We start from the raw sequence: 9,503 nt of genomic DNA, 5'->3' as shown, positions 1-9,503 counted from the left end.
GGTCCGGGGACGGCAGGGGCAGGCCCGAGCCCTTTGGGGCGGCCTGGCCCTGTTCGGCTTGGGGGCACTGCCGGCGGGGCTGCTGTTGCCCACAGACTACTTCCTCCACGGACCGCGCCTTCTTTACTTGGCGACCACCGGCGCCGCCCTCCTTTGGGGGGCATGGCTCTCCTCCGCCTCCCAGACCCGCCGGGCCTTTCGGCGCCTGCAACAGCTGGCCCTCATCGGGGCCCTCATCGCCGCCGGGGGAATGATCCAGCGACAGGTGGACCTCCACACGCGGGCCCTGGAGCCTCTCCGGGCCCTGATCGCGGCCGCCCGGTGGACCGCCCCCCGGACCGCTCTGCTGATCAACTTCCCCGAGTGGATGGCCGACCGCCAACGGATCTTCCCGATGGGATCGGAGGGGGCGCTGATCTTCGGCAGCCACCTGCTGCCGGGCATGCTGTTCCTCGCCAACACCCCAGCCCGCCCCCAGGTGGAGATGGCCGCCATCGACGTCCCCTTCAACCGACCGGAGGGTTACGATTTCCACCCGGCCGGCCCACCCCTCCCGCCTCCGGAACTGGCCCGGCGGATCGCCCGAGCGGAACTGGTGGCCTTCACGGTGTATGCGGCCCAAGGACCCCACACCCAGGTGCTCCTCTCCGACCTCCGGGCCGCCCTCCCCGACCTCGGGATCCCCTTTGCGGAAGGCCCCCTTCTGGCCCGGGGCGCCGCCTTCCGATGCCCCGGCCGGCTCCTCGTGCTGCTAGAGTGGGTCCACAGGGGACCGATCGCCCCCGACCTCTCGGCGGCCCTCCACGGGCTGGATGCCGAGGGCCGGCCGATCGTCCAGGCCGATGGGCCACCCTGGGGGGGATCCATCCCCTTCGATCAGATCCCGGAGGGGGAGCCGCTGCCCGACCTCCGGACTCTGCCCCTGGTCTCAGGGACCCCCCTGACCGCCGTGCGGGTGGCCCTCTATAACTGGAAAACAGGGGAACGCCTCCCGATCCCCTTACCCTCCGGCCCCACCGCCTTCGTGACCTTGCCCCTTCGCCCCTGTCCCCAACGCCTGGAGCAAACCCTTGCTTTATCGACCCCCACCCGGTAAAATGAAACCAACCTCAAACCGGAGGGACCGATGGGCAGATGGGCACGGGGGATGGGGCTCGGGTTGGCGCTGGTCGGCCTGTGGGGGGGCTTCCTGGGAGCATCGGCGCGCCCCCGATGGGGCGCGCCGGCGGTCACAGTGGGGGAGGCTCCACCGGTTTCGGCGGCGACCACGCCCCCCTTCTTGGTCTTCCTCCCACTGGTGCTCCGGGCGCCGGAGGCACCCCCGGCCCCATGGCTTTCTCGTCTGAACGCCTATCGGGCCATGGCCAGCCTGCCGCCGGTGACGGAGGACCTCTCCTTGAGTGACGGCTGCGGAAAGCACGCCCGCTATATGGTGAAGAACGACGTCATCGGCCACAGCGAAGACCCAGGGAACCCATGGTATACCCCGGAGGGGGATGCCTGCGCCCGCAACGCCAACCTGATGGCCAGCACCGATGCGACCGTCCCCGACACCGTTGCCATCGACGTCTGGATGCGGGTCCCCTTCCACGCAGTGGGGATGCTGGATCCCCGCCTGGCCCGCGTGGGCTACGGGTCCTATCGGGAGGCGGACGGCGGCTTGCAGATGGGCGCCGCCCTGGATGTGCTGCGGGGCTGGCGGGATTCCCTCGACGGGATCCGCTTCCCCATCCGCTGGCCGGGCGACGGGGCCACCACCTTCCTACGGGCCTTCTATGAGTGGGGTGAGTATCCGGATCCCCTGGCCCACTGCGGCTACGCCCAACCCGCGGGACTCCCCATCTTGTTGCTGTTGGGCACCGGGGAAATCACCCCCACCGTGACCGACCACCGGCTTCTGCGGGACGGCTCCCCGGTGGACCACTGCGTCTTCGATGAAACCACCTTCACCCATCCGGACCCCTACCAGCAATGGCTCGGCCGGGCCGTCCTGGACAGCCGGGACGCCGTGGTGGTGATCCCGCGGGAGCCGCTGCCGCCGGGAACGCGCTACACCGTCTCCCTCACCATCAACGGACAAACCTACACGTGGACCTTCTCGGTGGCTGCCACAGCGGGCGCCGCGGGGGCGGAGGGGCCCGCCCCGATCGAGATCCGATAGCGAGGCAGGCGGCACGCCCACCGGTCTCCACCCGGAGGAAAGCGCGATGATGGGAGGGCTCATCCGCGGGGGACTGATCGCCCTGATGGGATGGGGGTTGCTGAGCGGGCTGGCGCGGCCGAGAGCCGGGGAGGCGGAGGCGACGCCCTTCTCCACCCCGGCCCCCGCCATCGCCGCCGGTGCCGACCTCGCCCCGATGGCGACTTACCGAATCTATCTCCCCTTGGTCTCCCGGGGCGTCTGCGATCCGATCCCGGGGGTCTCTTACAACACCTTCCCGGTCATCCACCCCGTCTCCTTCAACGTGGCCGACAACCCCGACTACAACCTGCTCCTGCTCGGATACGTCGCGGTCAATGAATACAAAGGGTTGGTGCCCTACGATGGCGGCTCTGACCCCAGAGCCCCCCAGTTCCGGTTCCTGTTCGCCGATCACCGCATCCCCGTCTTCCGGGACGTCTACAAGAACAACGGGTGGGACTGGTCCCAACACCAGCGGCTGCCCCCGCCGCCCGGTTGGCCGCCCGTCTCCGTGGCTGGCTTCGCGGTGACTCCCGGCGAGGTCATCCATCTTCCGGACAGCCGCTACTACATCAGCATCGAGAACGGGTTCCAGGCCCTGGTCCTCTACGCCGACGCGGATCAGATCACCCTGAAATACACGGGGGAAGACAGCACCGCCCGGGGCTACACCCTCTACATCACGGGGATCTGCGTGGAGCCCTCGTTGTTGCGCCTGTATCAGGAATGGAACGCGCGGGGGCGCACGCAACTGCCGGCCCTGCGCGGCGGGCAGCCCCTCGGGCGGGCCAAGGGCGCCCAGATCGATGTGGGGATCCGGGACAACAACGCCTTTATGGATCCCCGCTCCGACAAGGACTGGTGGCAGCGCTGAGGGCCGATCGGCTACCCGTTCCGGAGCTCTGCCAGCAGCCGCTCCACCGCCGTGTAGGGATCGATCTCCCGGCGGGCCAGTTGTTCCACCAGGCCGTCCAGGCGGGCGCGCCCCACCCGGCGCACCACGTCGGCCCACAGGCGCTCGCGGACCCGCTGGGAGAGCTCCTCGGCCATGCGGCGGCGCCGGCGGCTCTCTCCCTCTCCGCTCCGCTCCAGATAGGCCCGGTGGGCCTCGATGGCTTCCATCAGTTCCGGGATCCCCTTCCCGGCCGTGGCCACCGTCTGCAGGATCGGCGGGGTCCACCCGGAGGCCGTGGGGGCCACGCCCTGCACCACCATCTGCTGGCCGTGGTGACGGATCAGGGCGGGGCCGCCCAGGGAGAGCATGGAGCGCAGGATGTGGACGGTCGCGGCCGCCCCTTCTCGGTCGGCCTTGTTGACCACCAGGATGTCGGCGATCTCCAGGATGCCCGCCTTGATGGCCTGGATGTCATCGCCCAGGCCCGGCGCCTGCACCACCACCACCGTGTCCGCCGCGCGGGCGATGTCCACCTCCACCTGCCCGGCCCCCACCGTCTCCACCAGAATGCAGCGGAAGCCCACCGCGTCCAGCGCCCGGACCACCTCGCCGGTCGCCCGGGCCAGCCCGCCCAGGCTGCCCCGGGTGGCCATGCTTCGGATGAAAACGCCCGGGTCCCCCGCCACGTCCTGCATCCGGACCCGATCGCCCAACAGGGCGCCGCCGGTGAAGGGGCTGCTGGGATCCACGGCCACGATCCCCACCGTCTCGCCGCGCTCCCGGTAGGCCCGGGCCAGGGCGTTCACCAGGGTGCTCTTGCCGGACCCCGGCGGACCGGTGATCCCGATCACGTAGGCCTGGCCCGTGTAGGGGAACAGATACGCCCCCACCCGCGCGGCCGCCTCGCCGCCTTCCTCCAGGAGGGTGATCAGCCGGGCCAGGGTCCGGCGGTCCCCCGCCCGCGCCCGCTCGAAGAGGGAGACCGGATCCTGCATCGGGCCACCTCGATCAGGGAGTCACCGGCTGGCCGGCGGCCTTTAGGTCCTCCGGCGTGATCCCGAAGTAATCGCACAGATACTGCACGATGGCCTCGGTGCTGGTCCCCGGGCCGAAGACCTCCCGGATGCCAGCCGCCTTCAAGGCGGGGACGTCCTCCTCGGGGATGACCCCCCCCGCGATCACCAGCACGTCGTCCAGGCCCCGCTTCCGCAGTTCCTCCACCACCCGGGGGAGCAGGGTCATGTGGGCCCCGGAGAGGATCGAGAGGCCCACCACATCCACATCCTCCTGCAGGGCGGCCTCGGCGATCATCTCTGGCGTCTGCCGCAGCCCGGTGTAGATCACCTCGAACCCCGCATCCCGCAGGGCCCGGGCGATCACCTTCGCCCCCCGGTCATGCCCGTCCAGCCCCGGCTTGGCGATCAGGACCCGGATCTTGCGCCCCATCGCGGCTCCCACCCCCGGATCGAACGTTCGCTCTCATTTTACTCCATCGCCCGCAGCGGTGAGAGTTGCTCCAGGGGGGGCAGCAACCGACCCGGGTCAGGCGGGGCTCCCCTGTCCTCCCGATCCACCGGGCGTTGGCCCGCCGGACCGCCAGGGGCTGGCCGCGCTCCGGCAGGATGTGGCGCTCGATGACAACGTAGACCGCTCTCCGATCCCGCCCGTAGATCTCCACGCGGTCTCCCGCTCGGACCTCCGACAGGCGGCGGAAGACAGCCCCGGCGACGTTGATCCCCGCCTCCGCTTCCGTCTGGCTCGGATATACCTCGAGGCTCAGGTCCACATGCATCTCGAAGAAGCCTGCCGGCCACGTCTCCCAGGCCGGAGCTGTGCCCCTACCTAGTGGGGCCGCACTGTCCCCCGGGTGCGCGCCACCGTCCACAACAGGTTCCCATTGCGCAGCAGCACCACCAGCATCACCGCCAGCGCCGCCGCCAGGCGCTCCGGGGGGACCCGTCCGAGGATCATCAGGAGGAGGCCGAGGGGGAAGGCCACGATCCCCACGCTGGGCAGCCAGCGGAAGCGATAGGCCGCCAGCGCCCCGAGGACATACGCGGGGACCACCTCCCGGAACGCCAGGGCGAACAGCGCCCCCGTGGCCGGCCCCAGGCCCCGCCCGCCCCGATCCAGGCGGATCACCTTATAAAAAGGCCAGGCGTGGCCCACGACGGGGGCAACGGCAGCGGCGATCAGCCATGGTGGGGAGAAGCCCGCCCGCAGGGCGATGGCGGTGGGGATCGCCCCCTTGCCCAGATCGAACAGGATGGTGATCAGACCGGCGGGGCCGGCCAGCCGCCAGGCCCCCCCGCCCCCCGGGTTGTCCTGGAAATCGTGGGGCGAGCGCCCGGTCCGCCGCCGCACGAAGATCTCCGACGGCAGGATCGAGCCGATCAGATAAGCTCCCAGCACCACCCAGGGCTCCATCCCCCCTCCGGATCCGCTCCGCGTCGGCCTCGATTTTACCGCCTCACGCCGGCTCCAGCGGCAGCACCCGGACGGAGTTGGGGCCCAGGAGGCTCTCCAGGCGGGCCAGGAGATCCGGGGAGTAGGTGGTGCGGTCGTTCGGGAAGCGCAGGCGGACCTGCCGCCGGTCGGGGTAAACCACCACCACGCTGAAGGGATCGGCCCCCGGCCGCTCGGTGAGCAGGCGATGGACCTCATGCAGCCGGCGGAGGTCCTCCTCCAAGCGATCGGTACGATAGAGGTAAACCACGATGTGCCGCGGGGCCCGCCCGGGGGCCTCGGGCGTCGCCGGGCCTCTGGCCCCCTCCGGATCCGCCGGCGGGATCTCCCCGGGGCCCACCGCCTCGGACGCGGACGGTCCTCCCGAACCGGGTGACCCCGCGGGCGCCGGCGGGGGTTCGACGGCGGAGGGCGGTCCGTCCTCCAGGGCGGCGGTGCCCACAGGCTCCGGAAGGCCCGCGCTGTCCTCGGGCAGGGCCTCCTCGGCCGGCCGGGCGAGGGCCTCCGGGTCCCGCAGATCCTCCGCCACCACCCGCGGCTCCCGCCCGCCGATCTCCGCCTTCCCGACCACGATCAGAAGGGCGTCCGGGCGGACCAGAGGGCCCTTCTGCTTCCACAGGCGGGGGAAGATCACCACCTCCACCCCGCCGTGGATATCCTCCAGGGTCACGTAAGCCATTGTCTCCCCCGAGCGCGTCGCGGCGGTCCGGACCGCCCGCACCATCCCGGCCAGTTTCACCGTCTGGGCCCCCACCTCCTCGCGCAGCTCCGAGGTGGTGTGGGTGATGAAGGGCTGGAGGTCCGGCCAGCGGCGGATCAAGGGGGTCTCTGAGAGATAGGCGCCGACCAGGTCCTTCTCCCACTCCAGGATCTGGCGCTCCTCCACCTCGGGGACTTCGGGGAGGGGGCCGACCAAGGAGGCGGCCTCCAGCGTCGCGCCCAGATCGGCCAGTTCGAAGAGGCTGAGCATCCCCTGCTGGCGCTCGCGGTGATAGCGGGCGCTGGCCTCCATCAGGCGGTCCAGGGCCTCCAGCAGTTGGGCCCGGTTGCCGAAGGCCCGCAGGGCCCCCACTTTGATCAGGGACTCCAGGGCCCGCCGCCCCACCTCCTTCAGATCTACCCGGCGGGCCAGGTCGTCCAGGTCCCGGAAGGGGCCGCCCTCCCGGCGGGCGGCCAGGATGCGGGCCACCGCCCCCTCGCCCACATTCTTCACCGCCGCCAGCCCGAACCGGATCCCCTCCCGGCCGTCGGGGGTCCGCTCGATGGTGAAGGTGACCTCGCTGTGGTTCAGGTCCGGCGGCAGCACCGGGATCCCCATGCGGCGGCACTCGGCCACGTAGAGGCCGATCTTCTCCGTCTTGTCGCGGTCCACCGTCATCAGCGCGCAGAGATACTCCATCGGGTATTTCGCCTTGAGGTAGGCGGTCTGCACGGTGATGACGGCGTAGGAGGCGGCGTGGGCGGCGTTGAAGCCGTAGCGGGCGAAGAACTCGATGTCCCCCCAGATGGCCTCGGCGACCTCGGGGGGGATGCCGTTGCGGACGCAGCCCTCGAGGAACTTGGCCCGCTGGCGGGGGAAGGCCTCCCCCTTCTTCTTGGCCACCACCTTGCGCAACTCATCGGCCTCGGAGGGGGTGTAGCCGGCCAGGTCGATGGCCACCCGCATGATCTGCTCCTGGTAGACCAGGATGCCCATGGTGCGCCGGAGGATGGGCTCCAGGCGAGGATGGCGGAAGACGATGGGCTCCTGGCCGCGCATCCGGCGGATGTAGTTGGGGATATACTCCAGCGGCCCGGGCCGATAGAGGGCCAGCGCGTCCATCACGTGGGTGAAGGCCTGGGGCTTGAGGTCCCGCATCATCCGGCTGAACCCCCGCCCCTCCACCTGGAAGACCCCCACCGTCTCGCCCCGGCCCAGGAGGTCGTAGGCCTCCGGCGCGTCCGTGGGGATGGTCTCCAGGTCCAGCCGGAGGCCGTGACGGCGGGCCACCAGGTCGCAGGTCTCCCGCATCACCGTAAGGGTGGAGAGGCCCAGGAAGTCGATCTTCAGCAGCCCCAGGGCCTCCAAGGCCCCCATGTCGAACTGGGTCACCGGCAGGAGGGCCTCCTCACCGTTCCCCTCGCCGTTCGGCTCCCCCTTGAGGCCGGTGGGCCGGTGCAGCGGCACATAATCCACCAGGGGGCGGTCGGCGATCACCACCCCGGCGGCGTGGGTGCCGGCGTGGCGCACCGTCCCCTCCAGTTGCATGGCCAGATCCAACAGCTCCCGGATGTAATCTTTCTCCGCATACAGGCGGCGGAGCTCCCGCCCCTCCTCGTTGGATGGATCCAGAAGGTCCCGGATGGAGACCTCCTTCCCGGGGACGGCGGGGATCAGGCGGGCCACCCGGTCCACCTCGGGCAGCGGCAGGTCCAGGGCGCGGCCCACATCCCGCACCGCCGCGCGGGCCTTCATGGTCCCGAAGGTGATGATCTGGGCCACCCGGTCGGCCCCATACCGGCTCACCGCGTATCGGATCATCTCGTCCCGCCGGTCGTCCGGGAAGTCGATGTCGATGTCGGGCATGGAGACGCGGGCCGGGTTCAGGAAGCGCTCGAAGATCAGGTCCAGTTCGATGGGGTCCACCCGGGTGATCCCCAGGCAGTAAGCCACCAGGCTCCCCGCCCCCGAGCCCCGCACGTTCCACCAGATCCCCCGCTCCCGGGCGTAGCGGATCAAGTCCCATACGATAAGGAAATATGCATCGAACCCCATGCGGTGGATGATGTCCAGTTCATACTCCAGGCGCTCGCGATAGCCGGGGCGGGGCTGGGGGAAGCGCGCCCGGAACCCCTCCTCCGCCAGATGCCGCAGGTAGGCCACGGGGTCCGGGAAGCCGGGGGGCGGGTCGAAGCGGGGCAGACGGTGCTTCCCCAGCTCCAGGGTCAGTTCGCACATCTCGGCCACGTGGAGGGTGTTGCGCACCGCCTCCGGGACCTCGGCGAAGAGGGCCTGCATCTCGGCCGGGGAACGCAGGTAGTAGGTGTTGTCGCTCATCCGCATCCGCCCGGGCTCCCGGAGGCGTTTCCCCGTCTGGATGCAGAGCAACACGTCCTGGAGGGTGGCCTCCTCGGGGCGGACGTAGTGGACGTCGTTGGTGGCCACCAGGGGAAGCCCCAGGCGCCGGGCGATGGCCACCAAGCCCCGGTTGATGGTGTCCAGTTCCGGGACGCCCGGGTGGGATTGCAGCTCCAGGAAGAAGCGGCCCGGGAAGCGCTCGGCGAACCAGGCCGCGGCCGCCTCCGCCTCCTCCGTCCGCCCCTGGGCCAGCAGCCGGGGGATCTCAGCGGAAGGACAGCCGGAGAGCACGATCAGGCCCTCCCCGTGGCGCTCCAGGGCGGCCTTGTCGATGCGGGGCTTGTAATAGAAGCCCTCCAACTGGGCGAGGGTGGCCAGACGGATGAGGTTGCGCCATCCCGTTTCGTCCATCGCCAACAGGGTGAGGTGGTAGAGGCTCCGGTCGTCCGGCTCCCGGTCCTGGAGGGTGCGCCGGGCCACGTAAGCCTCCATCCCCAGGATGGGCCGGATCCCGGCCTCCAGGGCCTTCTGGTAGAAGGCCACCGCCCCATAGAGGACCCCATGGTCCGTCAGGGCGAGGGCAGGCATGCCCATCTCCGCCGCCCGATGGACCAGATCCTCCAGCCGGCTGAGGCCGTCGAGCAGCGAATACTCGCTGTGGACGTGCAGATGGACGAAGGGCATCGGGCCACCTCTCGCGATCCCGATCCGCATCCGGGGATCCTCCCCAGGGGCCAGGGGGCGCTCTGAGTCATATATACCACCCTCCATGCCCTCCCGAGAACCTTTGCGGTTCGCTTTAACCTGAGCGGGCCCCGGCCGACCCCACCCCCGGCGCCGCACGGCCGCCCGGGATGGGGCCCCGCCCGGCGGAACCTCACGGCAAAAAGATGACAACCCTC

At 70.5% G+C, this 9,503-nt stretch carries 7 protein-coding genes; 3 read left to right on the top strand and 4 right to left on the bottom strand.

Annotation, left to right across the window (positions count from 1 at the left end; all coding sequences use genetic code 11):
- From C4313_RS04410 to C4313_RS04400, 3 genes are all read left to right on the top strand, one after another.
- A partial coding sequence (locus C4313_RS04410) for a hypothetical protein (RefSeq protein WP_503012445.1) occupies nucleotides 1-1,096 on the top strand: 1,096 nt, incomplete at its 5' end.
- A 30-nt stretch (nucleotides 1,097-1,126) separates the two neighbouring features.
- Complete coding sequence (locus C4313_RS04405) at nucleotides 1,127-2,161, top strand: CAP domain-containing protein (RefSeq protein WP_352428662.1); 1,035 nt, start codon at nucleotides 1,127-1,129, stop codon at nucleotides 2,159-2,161.
- Between the two features lie 49 nt (nucleotides 2,162-2,210).
- Complete coding sequence (locus C4313_RS04400; RefSeq protein WP_352428661.1) at nucleotides 2,211-3,056, top strand: hypothetical protein; 846 nt, start codon at nucleotides 2,211-2,213, stop codon at nucleotides 3,054-3,056.
- Between the two features lie 11 nt (nucleotides 3,057-3,067).
- Here C4313_RS04400 and meaB read toward each other — a convergent pair whose 3' ends face one another.
- The 4 genes from meaB to C4313_RS04380 all read right to left on the bottom strand — a co-directional run bounded on the left by meaB (nucleotide 3,068) and on the right by C4313_RS04380 (nucleotide 9,315).
- Nucleotides 3,068-4,072 (bottom strand): methylmalonyl Co-A mutase-associated GTPase MeaB, encoded by a 1,005-nt coding sequence (gene meaB, locus C4313_RS04395; protein WP_352428660.1) that lies wholly within the window; start codon nucleotides 4,070-4,072, stop codon nucleotides 3,068-3,070.
- 13 nt (nucleotides 4,073-4,085) lie between these two features.
- A complete protein-coding gene (locus tag C4313_RS04390) occupies nucleotides 4,086-4,523 on the bottom strand; it encodes a cobalamin B12-binding domain-containing protein (protein WP_352428659.1) in 438 nt (145 codons plus the stop codon).
- A gap of 396 nt (nucleotides 4,524-4,919) precedes the next feature.
- On the bottom strand, nucleotides 4,920-5,504 hold the full coding sequence (locus C4313_RS04385) for a glycerol-3-phosphate acyltransferase (RefSeq protein ID WP_352428658.1): 585 nt from the start codon (nucleotides 5,502-5,504) through the stop codon (nucleotides 4,920-4,922).
- A 43-nt stretch (nucleotides 5,505-5,547) separates the two neighbouring features.
- A complete protein-coding gene (locus C4313_RS04380) occupies nucleotides 5,548-9,315 on the bottom strand; it encodes a DNA polymerase III subunit alpha (RefSeq protein WP_352428657.1) in 3,768 nt (1,255 codons plus the stop codon).
- Nucleotides 9,316-9,503: the final 188 nt, after the last annotated feature.

The sequence above is a fragment of the Thermoflexus sp. genome, from assembly GCF_040289485.1.
GTDB lineage: Bacteria > Chloroflexota > Anaerolineae > Thermoflexales > Thermoflexaceae > Thermoflexus.
The sequence above is the reverse complement of the archived record's forward strand: the minus strand, read 5'-3'. Positions and strand labels throughout refer to the sequence as shown.